19 protein-coding genes and 2 pseudogenes are annotated in these 19345 nt (G+C 56.8%); 14 read left to right on the top strand and 7 right to left on the bottom strand.

Annotated elements, in window-relative coordinates; genetic code table 11:
* The first annotated feature begins 97 nt into the window (after positions 1 to 97).
* Positions 98 to 1282 (top strand): NupC/NupG family nucleoside CNT transporter, encoded by a 1185-nt coding sequence (locus tag KCG39_RS01690; protein WP_024359575.1) that lies wholly within the window; start codon positions 98 to 100, stop codon positions 1280 to 1282.
* Positions 1283 to 1354: 72 nt separating this feature from the next.
* Here KCG39_RS01690 and KCG39_RS01685 read toward each other — a convergent pair whose 3' ends face one another.
* Positions 1355 to 1789 (bottom strand): DUF3574 domain-containing protein, encoded by a 435-nt coding sequence (locus KCG39_RS01685; RefSeq protein ID WP_004131305.1) that lies wholly within the window; start codon positions 1787 to 1789, stop codon positions 1355 to 1357.
* A 112-nt stretch (positions 1790 to 1901) separates the two neighbouring features.
* Complete coding sequence (putP, locus tag KCG39_RS01680; RefSeq protein ID WP_004131304.1) at positions 1902 to 3410, bottom strand: sodium/proline symporter PutP; 1509 nt, start codon at positions 3408 to 3410, stop codon at positions 1902 to 1904.
* Positions 3411 to 3837: 427 nt separating this feature from the next.
* On the opposite strand from putP, the gene putA reads away from it, so the two are divergent.
* Both putA and KCG39_RS01670 read left to right on the top strand, forming a co-directional pair.
* Complete coding sequence (gene putA / locus KCG39_RS01675) at positions 3838 to 7800, top strand: trifunctional transcriptional regulator/proline dehydrogenase/L-glutamate gamma-semialdehyde dehydrogenase (protein WP_087829302.1); 3963 nt, start codon at positions 3838 to 3840, stop codon at positions 7798 to 7800.
* A gap of 193 nt (positions 7801 to 7993) precedes the next feature.
* Positions 7994 to 8389, top strand: coding sequence for a lysozyme inhibitor LprI family protein (locus tag KCG39_RS01670; protein WP_004131302.1), 396 nt, complete (start codon positions 7994 to 7996; stop codon positions 8387 to 8389).
* Here KCG39_RS01670 and rutR read toward each other — a convergent pair.
* The gene (gene rutR, locus KCG39_RS01665; protein WP_004131301.1) at positions 8386 to 9024 is read right to left on the bottom strand and encodes an HTH-type transcriptional regulator RutR; all 639 of its coding nucleotides are present in this window, start codon (positions 9022 to 9024) and stop codon (positions 8386 to 8388) included. The two genes, KCG39_RS01670 and rutR, sit on opposite strands and share 4 nt — an antisense overlap.
* 286 nt (positions 9025 to 9310) lie before the next feature.
* On the opposite strand from rutR, the gene rutA reads away from it, so the two are divergent.
* From rutA to rutG, 7 genes are read left to right on the top strand one after another with little or no spacing between them, the layout of a single operon-like run.
* Complete coding sequence (gene rutA, locus KCG39_RS01660; RefSeq protein WP_211811533.1) at positions 9311 to 10402, top strand: pyrimidine utilization protein A; 1092 nt, start codon at positions 9311 to 9313, stop codon at positions 10400 to 10402.
* Complete coding sequence (rutB, locus tag KCG39_RS01655) at positions 10402 to 11112, top strand: pyrimidine utilization protein B (protein ID WP_004131298.1); 711 nt, start codon at positions 10402 to 10404, stop codon at positions 11110 to 11112. Before rutA ends, rutB begins: the two co-directional genes overlap by 1 nt.
* Positions 11105 to 11497: a pyrimidine utilization protein C gene (gene rutC / locus KCG39_RS01650; protein ID WP_004131297.1), complete on the top strand. Its 393-nt coding sequence runs from the start codon at positions 11105 to 11107 to the stop codon at positions 11495 to 11497. Before rutB ends, rutC begins: the two co-directional genes overlap by 8 nt.
* Positions 11494 to 12297, top strand: coding sequence for a pyrimidine utilization protein D (gene rutD, locus KCG39_RS01645; RefSeq protein WP_112166300.1), 804 nt, complete (start codon positions 11494 to 11496; stop codon positions 12295 to 12297). Before rutC ends, rutD begins: the two co-directional genes overlap by 4 nt.
* Positions 12294 to 12884: a malonic semialdehyde reductase gene (locus KCG39_RS01640; RefSeq protein ID WP_004131293.1), complete on the top strand. Its 591-nt coding sequence runs from the start codon at positions 12294 to 12296 to the stop codon at positions 12882 to 12884. The genes rutD and KCG39_RS01640 overlap by 4 nt, the downstream gene beginning before the upstream one ends.
* Positions 12885 to 12893: 9 nt before the next feature.
* A complete protein-coding gene (gene rutF, locus KCG39_RS01635; protein WP_004131291.1) occupies positions 12894 to 13388 on the top strand; it encodes an NADH-dependent FMN reductase RutF in 495 nt (164 codons plus the stop codon).
* 21 nt (positions 13389 to 13409) lie between these two features.
* Positions 13410 to 14732 (top strand): pyrimidine utilization transport protein G, encoded by a 1323-nt coding sequence (gene rutG, locus KCG39_RS01630; protein ID WP_049122997.1) that lies wholly within the window; start codon positions 13410 to 13412, stop codon positions 14730 to 14732.
* A gap of 242 nt (positions 14733 to 14974) precedes the next feature.
* Here rutG and KCG39_RS01625 read toward each other — a convergent pair whose 3' ends face one another.
* Positions 14975 to 15148, bottom strand: a complete 174-nt coding sequence (locus tag KCG39_RS01625; RefSeq protein ID WP_004131287.1) for a con-10 family general stress protein — start codon at positions 15146 to 15148, stop codon at positions 14975 to 14977.
* 477 nt (positions 15149 to 15625) lie between these two features.
* Here KCG39_RS01625 and KCG39_RS01620 point away from each other — a divergent pair, with 477 nt between their 5' ends.
* From KCG39_RS01620 to KCG39_RS01610, 3 genes are all read left to right on the top strand, one after another.
* Positions 15626 to 15853: a hypothetical protein gene (locus KCG39_RS01620; protein ID WP_142467734.1), complete on the top strand. Its 228-nt coding sequence runs from the start codon at positions 15626 to 15628 to the stop codon at positions 15851 to 15853.
* A 16-nt stretch (positions 15854 to 15869) separates the two neighbouring features.
* Entirely contained in the window at positions 15870 to 16022 is a 153-nt protein-coding gene (locus KCG39_RS01615; RefSeq protein ID WP_185910486.1) for a hypothetical protein, read from the top strand.
* A 126-nt stretch (positions 16023 to 16148) separates the two neighbouring features.
* On the top strand, positions 16149 to 16550 hold the full coding sequence (locus KCG39_RS01610) for a hypothetical protein (protein ID WP_142467735.1): 402 nt from the start codon (positions 16149 to 16151) through the stop codon (positions 16548 to 16550).
* Positions 16551 to 17083: 533 nt separating this feature from the next.
* Here the strand turns inward: KCG39_RS01610 and KCG39_RS01605 are convergent.
* Positions 17084 to 17188: pseudogene (locus tag KCG39_RS01605) on the bottom strand (IS110 family transposase); the annotation flags it as partial.
* A gap of 1 nt (position 17189) precedes the next feature.
* Here KCG39_RS01605 and KCG39_RS01600 point away from each other — a divergent pair.
* A pseudogene (locus tag KCG39_RS01600) lies at positions 17190 to 17309 on the top strand (IS3 family transposase); the annotation flags it as partial.
* Positions 17310 to 17607: 298 nt separating this feature from the next.
* Here the strand turns inward: KCG39_RS01600 and KCG39_RS27885 are convergent.
* Together KCG39_RS27885 and KCG39_RS01595 are read right to left on the bottom strand one after the other, a co-directional pair.
* Complete coding sequence (locus tag KCG39_RS27885) at positions 17608 to 17742, bottom strand: hypothetical protein (RefSeq protein ID WP_259474236.1); 135 nt, start codon at positions 17740 to 17742, stop codon at positions 17608 to 17610.
* 9 nt (positions 17743 to 17751) lie between these two features.
* Positions 17752 to 19314 carry a recombinase family protein gene (locus tag KCG39_RS01595; RefSeq protein WP_142467736.1) on the bottom strand — a complete coding sequence of 521 codons (1563 nt, stop codon included), beginning with the start codon at positions 19312 to 19314 and terminating at the stop codon, positions 17752 to 17754.
* Between the last annotated feature and the right edge of the window lie 31 nt (positions 19315 to 19345).

The following is a 19345-nucleotide window of genomic DNA, read 5'->3' as shown; positions in this document are numbered from 1 at the left end:
CCACGGGTCAGGCGGACGGGATTTTTAGCGCCAGATATTTACCCGGCAGCCCAGCTGTGGCTAAATGGCGGCCTTATTGACCTGCGAAATAAACGACATGACTCAATTCTTGCACTTCCTGCTGGCGCTGGTGGTTATCCTCGCCCTTGCCTGGCTTGCCAGCTATGACCGTAAAAAAATCCGCATTCGCTATATTATCCAGTTAATTGTTATTGAAGTTGCCCTGGCTTTCTTTTTTCTCCACGCCGAAAGCGGCCTGTGGCTAGTGAAAAATATCGCTTCCTTTTTTGAGTCCCTACTCGGTTTTGCCGCCGAAGGTACCAATTTTGTATTTGGCGGCATGAGTGAAAAAGGACTGGCGTTTATTTTCCTTGGCGTGCTGTGCCCCATCGTCTTTATCTCCGCGCTCATCGGTATTCTTCAGCACTGGCGTATTCTGCCGATTTTCATTCGCCTGATTGGCACCCTGCTGTCAAAGGTTAACGGAATGGGTAAGCTGGAGTCCTTCAACGCGGTCAGTTCGCTGATCCTCGGTCAATCAGAGAACTTTATTGCCTATAAAGGCGTGCTCGGCGACCTCTCTTCACGCCGCCTGTTCACCATGTCGGCCACCGCGATGTCGACGGTTTCGCTCTCCATCGTCGGCGCTTATATGAGTATGCTCGACGCGAAATACGTCGTCGCCGCGCTGATCCTGAATATGTTCAGCACCTTTATTGTGCTGTCGATCATTAACCCGACGCGTCCGGGCAGCGAGGAGGAGATCAAGCTTGAAAAACTGCATGAGTCGCAGAGTTTCTTTGAAATGCTCGGTGAATATATTCTGGCCGGTTTTAAAGTCGCGATGATTATTCTGGCGATGCTGATTGGTTTTATCGCCTTAATTAGCGCGATTAATGCCCTATTCGCCACGATATTTGGCCTGAGCTTCCAGCAGATCCTTGGCTACGTCTTTTATCCGCTGGCGTGGCTGATTGGTATTCCGCTTAGCGATGCGCTGAATGCCGGGAGTATTATGGCGACGAAACTGGTGGCCAATGAATTTGTCGCCATGATTGAGCTGCAAAAAATAGCCGCCAGTATGACGCCGCGCGGGCTGGGAATTTTATCTGTGTTTCTGGTTTCCTTCGCCAACTTTGCCTCTATCGGCATTATCGCCGGGGCAATTAAAGGCCTGAATGAGCAACAGGGGAATATCGTTTCCCGCTTCGGTCTGCGCCTGGTGTATGGCGCAACGCTGGTCAGCCTGCTCTCCGCCAGCTTTGCGGGACTGGTACTGTAACCGAAGCGCGTTTGGCCAGTTATCCCGGGGGCGGCGCAGAGCGCCTTACCCGGGAATGTCATCGGATTCAAGTTAAAAATGTACGCACACCGGCTGGTCAACGCGCATCACCGACTCCTGCGCAAAGCGTGATTTATAGGTAGTGCGCAGCGCCTCAATCCCCTCTTCGCTCTTCGCATCTTTACCGTGAATCAGCATCAGCGCCTTGCTCTGCTCGCGCGCCACGGTACCGTCATTGCCCAGCCACTGCCCGCGCGCGTCAAAGACCGTCAGACCATCACGAAAGCGCGGCGTCACGTCGCGGTCAACGAACTGCTGCCACTCCTGAGCGGTGATATCCTTCCCGGCCGGACGGCTTAAGCCGAAATAAAGCGTGGTTTGCACCATCGCGTTATCCGCCGGGCAGGCGTTTGCATCGACCGCCGGGGTGGTCTTCGCGGCAGGCGCTACGCAGCCGCTCAATAATCCTGCCAGCACCAGCGCCACTGCACCCTGTCTGAAACTCATTTCGCTACCCTCATTGTTATTTGTGCTGAGATATCAGCGTATTTTCAAACGATTAGCAAGAGGCATAAATAACAAAGCCCGCAGAGCGCGGGCTTGATGGGGTTGCAGGGGCTTACTCGGCGGTCGCGCGCACCGGCGGCGCGGAGTGATAATGGGCGTCCGCTTCGGCAAAGCGTCGCTGCATCTCGGCGGAAGGCGCTTTACCCAGCAGGCTGACGACCACAATCCCCAGGCTACCAAAGATAAAGCCAGGGATGATTTCATACAGGCCCAGCCAGCCGAACTGCTTCCAGACGATGACCGTGACCGCGCCGATGATCATCCCGGCCAGCGCGCCGTTACGGGTCATTCGTGACCACATCACCGAGAACAGCACTACCGGGCCAAACGCCGCGCCAAAGCCTGCCCATGCGTAGCTTACCAGGCCCAGTACGCGGTTCTCCGGGTTGGCCGCCAGGGCGATCGCAATTAACGCGACGACCAGCACCATAAAGCGTCCTACCCATACCAGCTCTTTCTGACCGGCATTTTTACGCAAAAACGCTTTATACAGATCTTCGGTAATCGCGCTGGAGCACACCAGCAGCTGGCAGCTCAGGGTCGACATTACCGCCGCCAGGATCGCCGACAGCAGGATCCCGGCAATCCATGGATTGAAGAGAATTTGCGCCAGTTCGATAAAGACGCGTTCGGCGTTCTGATTAACCGCACCGGCAAGGGCCGGGTTGTTATTGAAGTACGCAATACCAAAAAAGCCGACGGAACAGGCACCTGCCAGGCAGAGGATCATCCAGGTCATGCTGATGCGACGAGCGTGAACGATGCTGTGATGCGAATCCGCCGCCATAAAGCGCGCCAGAATATGCGGCTGACCAAAATAGCCCAGCCCCCAGCCCATCAGCGAAATAATCGCCACGAAGTTCAGGCCCTTGAGCATATCAACGTTCTCGATGCTCTTTTGCTTAATCACTTCCAGGGAATCGCCAAAACCGCCGACGGAAATCACCACCATCACCGGCGTCAGGATCAGGGCGAATATCATCAGGCTGGCCTGAACGGTATCGGTCCAGCTCACCGCGAGGAAGCCGCCGACAAAGGTATAAATAATGGTTGCCGCCGCGCCAGCCCACAGCGCGGTTTCGTAGCTCATGCCAAAGGTGCTTTCAAACAGACGCGCGCCGGCCACAATACCGGAAGCGCAATAGATGGTGAAAAATAACAAAATCACCAGCGCCGAGATAATTCGCAGCACGCGGCTTTGATCTTCAAAGCGGCCGGTAAAATAATCCGGCAGCGTCAGGGCGTTATTATTCGCCTCGGTATGCACCCGCAAACGCCCCGCCACCAGCTTCCAGTTAATCCATGCGCCTAACGTCAGGCCAATGGCAATCCAGCTTTCGGAAATACCGGAAATAAATATCGCCCCCGGCAGCCCCATCAGCAGCCAGCCGCTCATATCTGAGGCCCCGGCGGAGAGCGCGGTGACGAATGGGCCAAGGCTGCGGCCGCCGAGAATATAATCATCAAAGTTCTTTGTCGAACGCCATGCAATAAAACCGATGAGTACCATGCCAAAAATATAAACAATAAAAGTCACCAACATGGGTGTGCTAATAGCCATGTAAAAATCTCCAGAATTTTTGTCGACAGCGTCCAAATTTGTCGTTTTATCCACTACCGGAACGGGGCAATGGCCTATTGGTTGTATTGGGCGACCGTATCCTGACGGAAGCTTTGTTTTTTCACAAACGATTTAACACAGCATTTACACGAAATGCTTCCAGGACCAAACTTCATTTTGTTATAGGTTGCACTCTCTCACGTTTTTAACGGTTGCACCACGCAAAAGTGTTAACTGACGCATAGAAATACCTTATTAGACAGGGGATAAATACCTGCTATTTTCGTCATTATTTTTAACATTACCGGCGTTTTACTACCTGCCACACATTTATCAATTAACAAGGTTGCACAAAGTTGCAACATGGTAGATATTTCTACGCAACCTCATCTTGGCACGAAGACGTTCTATTACAGGAGTTCCTGACATGGGCACCACCACCATGGGTGTAAAACTTGACGACGCGACGCGCGAACGCATTAAATCCGCGGCGAGCCGTATTGACCGCACGCCGCACTGGCTGATTAAACAGGCCATTTTCAACTATCTGGAAAAGCTGGAAAACGACGAGACGCTGCCGGAGCTGCCGGCGCTGCTGTCAGGCGCGGCCAACGAAAGCGATGAGGCCGGTAACCCGGCTGACGAACCTTATCAGCCCTTCCTCGATTTCGCCGAGCAGATCCTGCCGCAGTCCGTTTCCCGCGCGTCGATCACCGCCGCCTGGCGCTGGGCCGAAACCGACGCCGTACCGATGCTGCTGGAGCAGGCTCGCCTGCCGCAGACTCTCGGCGAACAGGCGCACAAGCTCGCGTATCAGCTGGCGGAAAAGCTGCGCAATCAGAAAACCGCCAGCGGCCGCGCCGGAATGGTTCAGAGCCTACTGCAGGAGTTCTCGCTCTCCTCGCAGGAAGGCGTGGCCCTAATGTGCCTGGCGGAAGCCCTACTGCGCATTCCGGACAAAGCCACCCGCGATGCCCTCATCCGCGACAAAATCAGCAACGGCAACTGGCAGTCGCATATCGGCCGCAGCCCGTCGCTGTTCGTCAACGCCGCCACGTGGGGACTGCTGTTTACCGGCAGGCTGGTCTCGACCCATAACGAAACCAGCCTGTCGCGCTCGCTGAACCGCATTATCGGCAAGAGCGGCGAACCGCTAATCCGCAAAGGCGTCGATATGGCGATGCGTCTGATGGGCGAGCAGTTCGTTACCGGCGAAACCATCGCCGAAGCGCTGGCCAACGCCCGCAAGCTGGAAGACAAAGGCTTCCGCTACTCCTACGATATGCTGGGCGAAGCGGCGCTGACCGCCGACGATGCCCAGGCCTATATGGTCTCCTACCAGCAGGCGATCCACGCCATCGGCAAAGCCTCCAACGGACGGGGCATTTATGAAGGACCGGGCATTTCGATTAAGCTCTCCGCGCTGCACCCGCGCTACAGCCGCGCCCAGTACGACCGGGCGATGGAAGAGCTGTACCCGCGCCTGAAGTCGCTGACCCTGCTGGCGCGCCAGTACGATATCGGCATCAACATTGACGCCGAAGAGGCCGATCGGCTGGAGATCTCTCTCGATCTGCTGGAAAAACTCTGCTTTGAGCCGGAGCTGGCGGGCTGGAACGGGATTGGCTTTGTGATCCAGGCCTACCAGAAACGCTGCCCGTTCGTGATTGACTACCTGATCGACCTCGCCACCCGCAGCCGTCGTCGCCTGATGATTCGTCTGGTAAAAGGCGCCTACTGGGACAGCGAAATCAAACGCGCGCAGATGGACGGCCTTGAAGGCTATCCGGTCTATACCCGCAAGGTCTACACCGACGTCTCCTATCTGGCCTGCGCGAAAAAGCTGCTGGCGGTGCCGAACCTGATCTACCCGCAGTTCGCGACCCATAACGCCCACACCCTGGCGGCGATTTATCAGTTGGCCGGGCAGAACTACTACCCTGGACAGTACGAATTCCAGTGCCTGCACGGCATGGGCGAGCCGCTGTACGAGCAGGTCACCGGTAAGGTCGCCGATGGCAAACTGAACCGCCCGTGCCGTATTTACGCGCCGGTTGGCACCCACGAAACGCTGCTGGCGTATCTGGTGCGCCGTCTGCTGGAAAACGGCGCCAACACCTCATTTGTTAACCGTATCGCCGACAGCACCCTGCCGCTGGATGAGCTGGTTGCCGACCCGGTCGCCGCGGTGGAAAAACTGGCCCAGCAGGAAGGTCAGGTGGGTCTGCCACACCCGAAAATCCCGCTGCCGCGCGATCTTTACGGTAAAGCGCGCAGCAATTCCGCCGGCCTGGATCTCGCCAACGAGCATCGTCTGGCCTCACTCTCCTCCTCGTTATTAAACAGCGCGCTGCATAAATGGCAGGCGCTGCCGATGCTGGAGCACCCGGTGGCCGAAGGCGAAATGCAGGCGGTCGTGAACCCGGCGGAGCCAAAAGATATCGTCGGCTACGTGCGCGAAGCCACCGATGACGAAGTTCAGCAGGCGCTGACCAGCGCGGTTAACAACGCGCCAATCTGGTTCGCCACCCCGCCGCAGGAGCGCGCGGCGATCCTCGAACGCGCCGCGGTGCTGATGGAAGGCCAGATGCCGACTCTGATGGGCATCCTGGTACGCGAAGCGGGGAAAACCTTCAGCAACGCGATTGCCGAAGTGCGCGAAGCGGTGGACTTTCTCCACTACTACGCCGGTCAGGTGCGTAACGATTTTGACAACGAAACTCATCGCCCGCTGGGCCCGGTCGTCTGTATTAGTCCGTGGAACTTCCCGCTGGCGATCTTTAGCGGACAAATTGCCGCCGCGCTGGCGGCCGGCAATACCGTGCTGGCAAAACCCGCCGAGCAGACGCCGCTCATCGCCGCTCAGGGCGTGGCTATCCTGCTGGAAGCGGGCGTGCCGCCGGGCGTTATTCAGCTGCTGCCGGGCCGCGGGGAAACCGTCGGCGCCGCGCTAACTTCCGACGAGCGCGTACGCGGCGTGATGTTCACCGGCTCTACCGAAGTCGCCACCCTATTGCAGCGCAACATCGCCAGCCGGCTTGACGCTCAGGGCCGCCCGACGCCGCTGATCGCCGAAACCGGCGGCATGAACGCGATGATCGTCGACTCTTCAGCATTAACCGAGCAGGTGGTGATTGACGTACTCGCCTCGGCGTTCGACAGCGCGGGACAGCGCTGCTCCGCCCTGCGCGTACTCTGCCTGCAGGATGATATCGCCGACCATACGCTGACCATGCTGCGCGGCGCGATGGCCGAGTGCCGGATGGGTAACCCGGGCCGTCTGACTACCGATATCGGGCCAGTGATTGACGCCGAAGCCAAAGAGAATATCGAGCGCCACATCCAGACGCTGCGCGCCAAAGGGCGCAAAGTCTTCCAGGCGGTGCGCGAAAACGGCGAAGATTCCCGCGAATGGACCAGCGGCACTTTCGTTCCGCCGACGCTTATCGAGCTCGACAGCTTCGACGAGCTGAAAAAAGAGGTCTTCGGTCCGGTGCTGCACGTGGTGCGCTATAACCGCAACGAGCTGGACGGGCTGGTCGAGCAGATCAACGCCTCCGGCTACGGCCTGACCCTCGGCGTGCATACCCGTATTGACGAAACCATCGCTCAGGTCACCGGCAGCGCCAACGTCGGCAACCTGTACGTCAACCGCAATATGGTCGGCGCCGTGGTCGGCGTGCAGCCGTTCGGCGGCGAGGGCCTGTCGGGTACCGGTCCAAAAGCCGGCGGTCCGCTGTATCTGTACCGACTGCTCTCCAGCCGCCCGCAGAACGCCGTCGGGATCACCCTCGCCCGCCAGGACGCGGAGTACCCGCTGGACGCGCAGCTGAAGACGCTGCTGGAAAAACCGCTGGTCGCTTTACAGCAGTGGGCGGCGGATCGCCCGGAACTGCAGGCTCTGTGCCAGCAGTTCAGCGAGCAGGCGCAGGCCGGAACCCAGCGTCTGCTGCCGGGGCCAACCGGCGAGCGCAACACCCTGACCTTTATGCCGCGCGACCGGGTGCTGTGCGTGGCCGATAATGAGCAGGATGCGCTCACCCAGCTGGCGGGCGTGACCGCCGTTGGCTGCGAAGTGCTGTGGCCGGACGCCCCTCTGCAGCGCGAGCTGGCGAAAAAGCTGCCGCGAGAGGTCAGCGAGCGGATCCACTTCGCTAAAGCGGAAACCCTGACGACCGAGCCTTTCGATGCGGTTATCTACCACGGCGATTCCGATCAGCTGCGGGAGCTGTGCGAACAGGTAGCGGCGCGCGATGGCGCGATCGTTTCGGTGCAGGGCTTCGCCCGCGGCGAGAGCAATCTGCTGCTGGAGCGCCTCTATATTGAACGTTCGCTCAGCGTCAATACCGCCGCGGCCGGCGGCAACGCCAGCCTGATGACGATTGGCTAAGCCTGCTTCCCGGGTTGCGGCTGATGCCTTACCCGGGCTACCCCAACGCAGGCCGCGCGTACCTGTAGCCCGGGCAAAGCGCTTTGCGCCGGCCCCGGGAAAGCAGACGGCACGATGTCAGCTAATGACACCAGACGCAGGCTGTGGTTAATTAAGGCTCCCGGACGGGAGCTTTTTTTATGGGAGTTGACCAATGAAACGCACTTTACTCGCTTTTGCCGCGCTGCTGGCAAGCACCCATGCGCTGGCGGACGAATGCAGCAACGCCAGCAATCAAACGGAAATGAACCAGTGCACCGCCGCGCAGTACCAAGCTGACGACAAAAAATTAAATGAAACGTATCAGGAAGCGCTGAAGCGCGCCTCCGGCAAGCAGCAGGAATTGCTGAAAAAAGCGCAGCTATCGTGGATTGCGCTACGCGACGCCGACTGTCAGTTCCTCGCCTCCGGCGCTGAGGGCGGCAGCGTACAGCCGATGCTGATCAACCAGTGCATGTCCGATAAAACCGTCGAGCGCGAGTCGTTCCTCGCCTCGCTGCTGCAGTGCGAGGATGGCGATCAGAGCTGCCCGCTGCCGCCCGCCAATTAACGCACACGGATCCCTTCAATAATCATCCGCTGGACATTATCGACGGTTTGCTGAAAAAACGTCTCATCGCGCAGCGTCGCGCCGGTTACCGCCTCAACCTGAGTGGCGAAATCGGCGTAATGCTGTGTGGTCGCCCAGATCATAAAGATCAGATGCTGCGGGTCAACCGGCGCCAGCCGGCCGCTCTCGACCCAGCCGGAAATAATCGCCGACTTTTCATCCACCAGCGCTTTCAGATCGCCGGTCAGTTCGCCCATCAGCAGCGGCGCGCCCTGCAGCATCTCCAGGCAGAACAGCCTTGACGCTTGCGGGTGATCGCGGGACACCTCCAGCTTGAGGCGAATATATTCGCCGATAGCCACCAGCGGACTGATATCTTCGCGAAAGGCCTTCAGCGGCGCCAGCCAGATAGCCAGAATCTGCTGCAGCACGGCAATATACAGCGCCTCTTTCGACGGGTAGTAGTAGAGCAGGTTCGTTTTCGATACCCCGGCCAGCTCGGCGACCTGCTCAAGCCGCGTACCGTGGATACCAAACTGCGAGAACGCATCGAGCGCGGCGGCCAGGATCGCCTCTTTTTTCGCGCTCACCGCCAGTGAACGTTTGCCGATCTTTTTCACGCTGCCCTGTGCCATTCGTCATCTCCTTCTTTTCACGCCATCAGCATAGCAAATGCCCAGCGCCGACACGACTCTCTGCACCCTGATTGCGCACGACTGCGGTTTTTTCGTGCACCGATTTTGACCATTCAGTCCACTTTTATTGCTGCTATTTTCGGCAACCATCCAGTAACACATTAATAACATTAGCCTTTGTAAAACTGGCATCGCCTTTGCTTTATTTTTCAGGCGAGGTGATTGAGGGAGATGCAGGATGCAGCGCCGCGCGCCTTCTTGTTCAACGACATGCAGAGAGGTAGGTATGAAAATTGGTGTTTTCGTTCCGATTGGTAATAACGGCTGGCTGATTTCCACCCATGCTCCCCAGTACATGCCGACGTTTGAGCTGAATAAGGCCATCGTGCAAAAAGCCGAACACTACGGCTTCGATTTCGCGCTGTCGATGATTAAACTGCGCGGCTTCGGCGGTAAGACCGAATTCTGGGATCATAATCTGGAGTCCTTCACCCTGATGGCCGGGCTGGCTGCCGTCACTTCGCGCATTCAGATCTACGCCACCGCCGCCACGCTGACGCTGCCACCGGCGATCGTCGCCCGCATGGCCTCGACCATCGACTCCATTTCCGGCGGCCGCTTTGGCGTCAATCTGGTGACCGGTTGGCAAAAACCGGAATACGAGCAGATGGGTATGTGGCCGGGCGACGACTACTTCGCCAGCCGCTACGACTATCTCACCGAATATGTCCGGGTGTTGCGCGACCTGTGGGGGACCGGGCGTAGCGACTTTAAGGGCGACTACTTCACCATGAACGACTGTCGCGTCAGCCCGCAGCCGTCGCAGCCGATGAAAGTGATCTGCGCCGGGCAAAGCGATGCCGGTATGGCGTTCTCCGCCCAGCACGCGGACTACAACTTCTGCTTCGGTAAAGGGGTCAACACCCCAGCCGCCTTCGCCCCCACCGCCGCGCGCATGATGCAGGCGGCGGAAAAAACCGGCCGCGACGTCGGCTCCTACGTCCTGTTTATGGTGATCGCCGACGAGACCGACGAGGCGGCCCGCGCCAAATGGGATCATTACAAAGCCGGCGCCGATGACGAGGCGCTGGCGTGGCTTACCGAACAGAGCCAGAAAGACACCCGTTCCGGCAGCGACACCAACGTGCGCCAGATGGCCGACCCCACCTCGGCGGTCAATATCAACATGGGTACCCTTGTCGGCTCTTACGCCAGCGTCGCCCGCATGCTCGACGAAGTGGCGGCAGTTCCCGGCACCGACGGCGTGCTGCTGACGTTTGATGATTTCCTGATCGGAATTGAAGCTTTTGGTCAGCGCATTCAGCCGCTGATGCGCTGCCGCGACCATATCGCCACCATGACTCAAGAGGTTGCCTGATGATTACCCTACCCGCTCGCCCGGAATCCCTGACCTTCGCGCCGCAGCAGAGCGCGCTGATCGTCGTCGATATGCAGAACGCCTACGCCAGCCAGGGCGGCTATCTCGACCTCGCCGGATTTGACGTTTCCGCCACCCGACCGGTTATCGACAATATCAACCTCGCCGTGGCCGCCGCGCGTGCCGCCGGGATGCTGATTATCTGGTTCCAGAACGGTTGGGACGACCAGTACGTAGAAGCAGGCGGCCCCGGCTCGCCGAATTTTCATAAATCCAACGCGCTGAAAACCATGCGTAAGAACCCGGAGCTGCAGGGTAAGCTGCTGGCAAAAGGCGGCTGGGACTACCAGCTGGTCGATCAGCTGAAACCGCTGCCAGGCGATATCGTGCTGCCGAAACCGCGCTACAGCGGCTTCTTTAACACCGCGCTCGACAGTATCCTGCGCAGCCGCGGCATCCGCCATCTGGTGTTTACCGGTATTGCCACCAACGTCTGCGTGGAATCAACCCTGCGCGACGGCTTCTTCCTCGAATATTTCGGCATCGTGCTGGAGGACGCCACCCATCAGGCCGGTCCAGCGTTCGCCCAGCAGGCCGCGCTGTTCAATATTGAAACCTTCTTTGGCTGGGTCAGCGATGTCGCCAGCTTCTGTACCGCCCTTGAGCCCGCCGCGCCGCGCGCCTTTTCCGAGGAGAAACGTTATGCCTAAACAGGTGATTATTCCGCCAGGCACCACCACGCCTATCGCCCCATTTGTCCCGGGCACGCTGGCCGACGGCGTGGTTTACGTCTCCGGCACCCTGCCGTTCGATAAGCAAAACAACGTGGTGTATATCGGCGACCCAAAGGCGCAAACCCGCCACGTGCTGGAAACCATCAAGAGCGTTATCGAGACGGCGGGGGGCAGTATGGCGGATGTGACGTTCAACAGCATTTTTATCACCGACTGGAAAAACTACGCCGCGATTAATGAGGTCTACGCGGAGTTCTTCCCCGGCGACAAACCGGCGCGTTTCTGCATTCAGTGCGGGCTGGTGAAGCCCGATGCGCTGGTGGAGATAGCGACCGTCGCGCATATCGGGAAACCGGCATGATGAAGCTGAACATCTCCCCGGCGCCTTATCCGGGCGCGCCGGTGGTGGTTCTGAGCGCCGGGCTCGGCGGTGCGGGCGGCTACTGGCTACCGCAGCGGGCGGCGCTCGAACCGCACTATCAGCTGGTGAGCTATGACCATAACGGCACCGGCGAAAACGGCGGCCCGCTGCCGACAGGCTACAGCATGGCGGCCATGGCGCAGGAGCTTAACGCGGCGCTGCAGGCGGCGGGAATCGAACGTTTTGCGCTGGTCGGCCACGCCCTGGGCGCGCTGATTGGCCTACAGCTGGCGCTGGACTATCCCGCAGCGGTAAGCGCCCTGGTACTGGTAAATGGCTGGCTGACGCTCTCCCCGCATACCCGCCGCTGCTTCCTGGTACGCGAACGCCTGCTGCACGCGGGCGGCGCGCAGGCATGGGTGGAGGCGCAGCCGCTGTTCCTCTACCCGGCGGAGTGGATGGCCTCGCGCCTGCCGCGGCTGGAGGCCGAAGACGCGCTCGCCATCAGCCATTTCCAGGGCAAAGAGAATCTATTGAAGAGGCTGAACGCCCTCAAGCAGGCCGACTTTTCGCGCCGGGCGGCAGCGATAACCTGTCCGACGCTGATTATCAGCGCCGCTGACGATCTGCTGGTCCCGGCCTCCTGCTCCCGGGTGCTTCAGGCGGCAATCCCCGGCAGCCAGCTGGCGGAAATGGCCTGGGGCGGCCACGCCTGCAACGTCACCGATACCGCCACCTTTAACCCTATTTTATGCGACGGGCTGGCCGCGATGCTGCCCGTCCCCCAGGAGAACCTATGAGCGAAGCCATTAGCCCGGCCGCCTGCGCCGCGCTGTTTACCGAGGCCCGAACCCACAACGGCTGGCTGGATAAGCCGGTCAGCGACGAGCAACTGCGTGAAGTCTACGACTTGCTGAAAATGGGGCCGACCTCCGCCAACTGCTCCCCGGCGCGCATCGTCTTCGTGCGCACGGTGGAAGGCAAAGCGAAGCTGCGCCCGGCCCTGTCGAGCGGCAATGTCGAGAAAACCATGCAGGCGCCGGTCACCGCTATCGTCGCCTGGGACCGCGCATTTTACGATCGGCTGCCGGAGCTGTTCCCCCACGGCGACGCCCGCAGCTGGTTTACCTCCAGCCCGCAGATGGCGGAGGAAACCGCCTTTCGCAATAGCTCACTGCAGGCGGCATACCTGATTTTCGCCTGCCGCGCACTGGGCCTGGACACCGGCCCGATGTCGGGCTTTGACCGCGACAAAGTCGATGCGGCGTTTTTTGCCGACGGCGCCTGGAAGAGCAACCTGCTGATCAATATCGGCTACGGCGATCCCGGCAAGCTGTACGGCCGCCTGCCGCGTCTGCCGTTTGATGATGCCTGCCAGCTGGCATAAGGAGCCCGTATGTCTCTTGCCGATAAACAAAGCTTTCGCGACGCCATGGCCCACGTCGGGGCGGCGGTGAACATTATCACCACTGATGGTCCGGCTGGCCGCGCCGGCTTTACCGCCAGCGCAGTCTGCAGCGTCACCGACGCGCCGCCCACGCTGCTGGTCTGCCTGAATCGCTCCGCCTCGGTGTGGCCGATCTTCAGCCAGCACCAGGCACTGTGCGTCAACACCCTGGCGGCTGGCCAGGAGGAACTCTCGAACGTTTTCGGCGGTAAAACGCCGATGGCGGAGCGCTTCGCCGCCGCCGACTGGCAAACCGGCGCGACCGGCTGCCCGCGTCTGGAAGCGGCGCTGGTCAGCTTCGACTGCCGCATCAGCCAGATCGTCAGCGTCGGGACTCATGACATTCTGTTTTGCGAAGTGGCGGCGATTGTACGCCATCCGGAACCGCGCGGACTGATGTGGTTCGACCGCGGCTACCACACGCTGATGCGTCCAGCCTGTTAACCCTAAACCCAGGATCTCATCATGGCTCTCTTCGATTTTCCTCGCTGGCAGTTAACCTCCCCCTCCGCCGCCTCCGGCGTCGTCGCTCCCGATGAACGGCTGTCGGTCGGGCAAACCGTGGTGATGGGCGTGCAGCACGCGGTGGCGATGTTTGGCGCAACCGTTCTGATGCCAATCCTGATGGGGCTGGATCCCAATCTGTCGATCCTGATGTCCGGCGTCGGCACCCTGCTGTTCTTTTTGGTTACCGGCGGGCGCGTGCCGAGCTACCTGGGCTCCAGCGCCGCCTTCGTCGGCGTGGTGATCGCCGTCACCGGCTTCAACGGCCAGGGGCTTAACCCGCACCTCAGCGTCGCGCTGGGCGGGATTATTCTCTGCGGACTGGTTTATACCCTGATTGGCCTGGTGGTGATGAAAATCGGCACCCGCTGGATCGAGCGGCTGATGCCGCCGGTAGTCACCGGCGCGGTAGTCATGGCGATCGGTCTTAACCTCGCGCCAATCGCGGTGCGCAGCGTATCAGCGACGCCATTTGACGGCTGGATGGCGGTGCTGACTGTGCTGTGCATCGGTCTGGTGGCGGTGTTTACCCGCGGAATGCTGCAGCGGCTGCTGATCCTCGTCGGGTTGATTATCGCCTGCGCGCTCTACGCGCTGCTGGCCAACGGCCTCGGGCTGGGCAAGCCCCTGGATTTTAGCTTGCTTGCGCAGGCAGCGTGGTTTGGCTTGCCGCAGATAACCGCCCCGACCTTTAACGGCCAGGCGATGATGCTGATCACCCCCGTAGCGGTGATTCTGGTGGCGGAAAATCTCGGTCACCTGAAGGCGGTGGCCGGGATGACCGGACGCAATATGGACCCGTATATGGGGCGGGCGTTCGTCGGCGACGGACTGGCAACGATGCTCTCCGGCTCGGTTGGCGGCAGCGGGGTGACCACCTACGCGGAGAATATCGGCGTAATGGCGGTCACCAAAGTGTACTCAACGCTGGTGTTCGTCGCGGCGGCGCTGATTGCGATGCTGCTTGGATTTTCACCGAAATTCGGCGCGCTGATCCATACCATTCCGGGACCGGTGATCGGCGGCGCATCGATTGTGGTGTTTGGCCTGATTGCCGTCGCGGGCGCGCGAATTTGGGTGCAGAACCGCGTGGATTTGAGCCAGAACGCGAATCTGATTATGGTGGCGGTGACGCTGGTGCTGGGGGCGGGCGATTTCGCGCTTTCTCTCGGCGGCTTCACCCTCGGCGGGATCGGTACGGCCACCTTCGGCGCGATCCTGCTGCACGCTCTGCTTAACCGCCGTCCGCGTGAGGCCGGGCAAACCAACGTCACCCCGGTATGAAAGCGTGCGACGCCTGAAGACCCGTTAACGGAAGCGGCGCTTAACGCGCCTTGCCCCGGATACCGGTCCGCAGGCAACGGTAAACCCGTAGCCCGGTTAAGGCGTTTACGCCGTGAGCCGGGCGTTCCTCCCGCTCAACGGCAGCTGCGAAGAGAAAAAAAACCGCCGACGTGACGTCGGCGGCGAGGGTGATGGGGTCGGGCCCGGGAGATTAACCCCCATCAGCAAACAATCAGGGGACGCTAGCTTTCGCGGCTACCATGACTGTTTTTACCCCCTTTCTTACCCGCTTCGGATGCGCGTTGAGGATCGTTTTTAAAGTTCCCCCCGCTGTGCTGGCCACCTTTACGACCTGCTTCTGATGCTCTTTCACGGTCTTCGGCAAAGTTGCCGGCACCGCCACGATGGTTTGCCATTACTGACCTCCATTTAGGTTAGACATCATGCTGCATTAGGTGAAACACGAGGCTCAGGCCTCCGCGATACGGGTTGCGTATCACGTGCTTTTAAGGTTAGCGAAGGAAAACCGCGTCGGAGGGATATCGTCACATTCTGAAATAGATTTTGTATAAGAACTGCTGCTATTACGCCGGGCGCGCGCTAAGCGGCTCTTATGACAGCCTAAAATGGCGCCACTAAAGATGTATCTTTTTGCAACAGCCCTCGTTTTTTGCAATTTTGTTATAAATCAAATAAATGATTGTTGCATTTGCACTCTTCGCCACAAGTCTTATCTTTAAAGATAGCCAGTCAACTGGCTGGCACATAACGCAACCGAGGAGTGATGCAAATGGCTAAGATTCTGGTCATCTTACATACCTAAACACGATATGTAAAGAATCAAATACTTGGCTTACCAAATGATGAAACTTTAATCAAAATAGGTAAGCTTTATGAAACACATTCGTTTAACTCGCGGTCACGTGATTGGCCTTGCTCTGTCCGCTGGTGTCATCCTTGGTGCTGCTCTTTCTGCTCCTGCCCGTGCTGCTAACCTTGACGCACAATATGAAGTCCGTGGTGGTCGTGTATGCGTCTACATCGTCAAGGTCGTGAATACTTCCTGTCTATCCCGTGGTCTCAACGGTGCTCTTTCTATCTCCCAGACGCTGACGTTGTAGAAGGAGGTGACACCGAATGATTATCATCAATACTCAAAACCTGTTCGACCTTCTGACTATCCCTATGGGAATACTTGCCGCATTGATGCTCGTAGCTGACAGACTCTGGATAAACAAAATCTCTCCTCCGAAGAAGAAAGATGACTCTGACAAGAAGGATGGTGAGTGATAGCACATCTCCCCTTCTGTCAATTGACGAATTTTCAACAGGTGAGACTGTAGAAATTATCGGTGGTCAATTTCAGATGGTGAATAGAAAGCTATGCTCAGATGAAAATACAAGACAGGTGATAGCATGAAGTTGAATAAATTTGTGGCGGGATTTGTAGCAGTGGCGGCTTTGTTTGGTGCATACCGTTATGGTGCATCTCTGGGTTCAGACTGGCGCGATGAGTACCACCTGAAGAATGACCTTCGGGGGAGTGTCCTTTATGAGTGTGAGTCTCAGTTTTCAGATAAAACACGGAACCGTGATATCTATGTTGACTATGGTAATCAGCGTGTTTTCTATTCGAATGATGTTGATATCTACTACACGACCCACAACACAACGGTCACGAAGGGTGCCATCTCCATTGATGTCATGAACAATGGTTATTATGTGTCTCTGATGACGATGGACAATGGCGTGACTCGCATCTTCCTGAAGAGTAATGCACATATTATCGATTCTCTGTTCTGTACTGCAAAGGAGTAGAGATATGGGTAAAAAGAAGAAGGTGAAGCCTGTTGAAGCTCCGAAGAGACGACTGACCAAAGTGGAAAGAGCATTGCGACAGTCAAACATCTCTCTGCGTGGTGCAATAGTGTCTGAGTTTCCTTCCGCACACTTACCTCCAGAGCCTTCTGTTGAATTCATCGAGAAACAGGGCGTCAATCACGCTCATCACGACACGTGGACAGGTGTTAAGAAGTTTACACATTATCGCAGAAGACAAGCACGGAGACCTTGACAAAGAGTATGCCCGTAATCGTCGTCTGTACGCGCTGTAAGAGAGAAGAATTGTGAAGTGACAGATTGCCAATAGAACGACAAAAACCCCGTATAGAGCGTCCTGTGAAGGATTTGACCTATACGGGGTTTCTTTTTACATGACCGACTCTACGGCTCGTTTAAAGCAACTTGCCAATGCTATTGAACAGAGTGACCTGCTCCCCGTTGATTAATACACCCCGATGTTAGTAATGTCTTCATAAGCCACATGAGGACATCCCCATGAAGAAGCGTTTTTCCTGCTGTTCGGGGCTCTTTGGCGGCACGAACTGCATTGTCGGTTGCATCAGAGCCACTGCGATGGCCTGCGCATCATTACCATCATTTTTTTGCCCGCGGACAGCTGATGCGCATTTATCAGGGCGCATCGCTGAGCTGGCACTGGAGCGCAGGCGTTTTGGCTACCGCCGCATCTGGCAGCTGTTGCGTCGGGAGGGCCTTCACGTCAATCACAAGCGGGTATAAATGCCATTCGTGCCAACGGTAATCTTGCAGATGTTGATGAAGAAGCCATTGTTGGTGGTGATTACATTGCCATTAAAACAACCGCAAAACTCCAAGAAGTTCACCATGCAATTGAATGTCTGCTGATTAATTACGGGCAAGATTGCGAGATTGTCAGCTTCCAGAAAGCTGCACTTGAATTCCTGAAAATAAAACTGCTGGCAAACATCTACATAAGCACCATTAAACTAATCGGAAACTCCTACATGCTTATAAAATAATAAACCCGCCTTTTGAGCGGGTTTTGTCGTTTCTGTTATTTACCTTCTTCCGGTAAATATCCCGGTTCAGGTTCTACTTCCGGGAATTCCCTGTCATCGACACCACTATCAGATTCTTTCTCATTGGCATTGTAAACCGCTGGCAGGTTCTGCCCGATGATATCCAGCACTTCACGGTGTTACTCTTCGTCCGTCGCTTCTGTGAAGGATAGCGTATGGTCATATTTCCCTTCGAGTGAGAAACCTTCGATGACGTTACCGTTGTGAAGGTAGACATCAACCAACTTGTCACGACTATTGACGACAATTTCCCTCACCAACTTCTTGATGATGATATGCGCTTCAGTTCGACCTTCGACAGTCTCAAAATTCAATTTGGACAAATCCATGTCAACAACAGAATCAACACGTGCTTTCTCCCGTTTGAGTTCAAACAGTACAGAATCTTTCTCTTTATGCTTAGCATCCAGAGCATCACGAATCTGTGTGATGTTGGGAAGTGCAATCAGGGTCTCTGTCAGTTTGGCTAACTCATCATCAATCCGCTGAATATCACGCTGCAACTCTTCCAGTCTGGTAGCGTCAACATGCTCATCGAAAAGCTGTGACAGCTTGCTGAAGAGTCTGTTGCAAAGCTCTGTATCAAGCGTTTTACGGCTTACAGCACCATAGGGACAACGTTTCTCAGACATACCATTACAGCGATATGTTCCTTGATAGTTTGGTTTGCGAATCCCTGAAGGCTGCATTGTAAGACCGCAGGCACACCTGATGATTGTCCTGAAGATATTCGTATATAGCCAATGCTCGCCTTTGGTGATTCTGCCCTTCCCCGTTTCTGACAGGAGCTGTTGAACAGCGTAGAAAGTCTGGTCATCGACAATGCGCGGATAATAGTCAGGAATCTCTTCCCGCAACACTGTCTTGTAGTCTTCCTTGGATATTTTTGCAGGAAGGTAACCAAGCGTTGCACGCGATGTCAGGAGACACTTCACAGACAATGCTGACCAGTTTCCTCCGCCCGGTTTAGCAGTCTTGGAGATACGAACCTTCCTGTCATTGATGGGAGGCTTCCCGCTCTCGTTAAGCCACTTGGTCACAGCGAACATCGACATACCTGAAAGACGCTTCTTGAAGATGTCACGAACAAGTTCAGCCTTGTCTGGGATGATGTAGAAAGCGGTTCGTTCTTCGTTGAGTTCTAACCAACCGGGTGCTTGCTTACCAAGTGGTTTCTTTGACAGTTTCGCTTCCTTGGTCTTAGCGCTCCACACCTCTAATGTGCGTTGCTGTTTGACAAGGGATTCCTCATGCGCACGTTGCGCTATCAGGATGTGTTTAATCAGTTTGAACGGGTCAGAAAGCGATGATTTATCATAGGTCTCGTTGTCTGACAAGGTAATAATCTCGACACCTTTGTGCAGAATCTGGCGAACATCTTCAACAGCATCGTCATTATCTGCGCGTGACATACGGTCGAAACCTTCACAGGCAATGACACTACCCGCCTTGATAGTCCCGTTCATGACGTTGTCAAACATCCGTTTAAACTCGCCATCTGCTTTGTGTTTCTGATGGAAGCCTGATTTCCCTTTGTCTACATAACGATGTGTAGGCGAAGTGTAGAATTTATGACTATGCTTTTTATAGAAGTTGTCGAACATGGAGTTCTGACGACGCAACGAATCGCCTGAATCCTGCTCTGATGTGCTCCATCTGACATACTGAACTAACAGTTCCAATTTTGATTTCTCCAAAAACGATTACATAAGG

This window comes from Klebsiella pasteurii, assembly GCF_018139045.1.
Taxonomy (GTDB): domain Bacteria; phylum Pseudomonadota; class Gammaproteobacteria; order Enterobacterales; family Enterobacteriaceae; genus Klebsiella; species Klebsiella grimontii.
The sequence above is the reverse complement of the archived record's forward strand: the minus strand, read 5'-3'. Positions and strand labels throughout refer to the sequence as shown.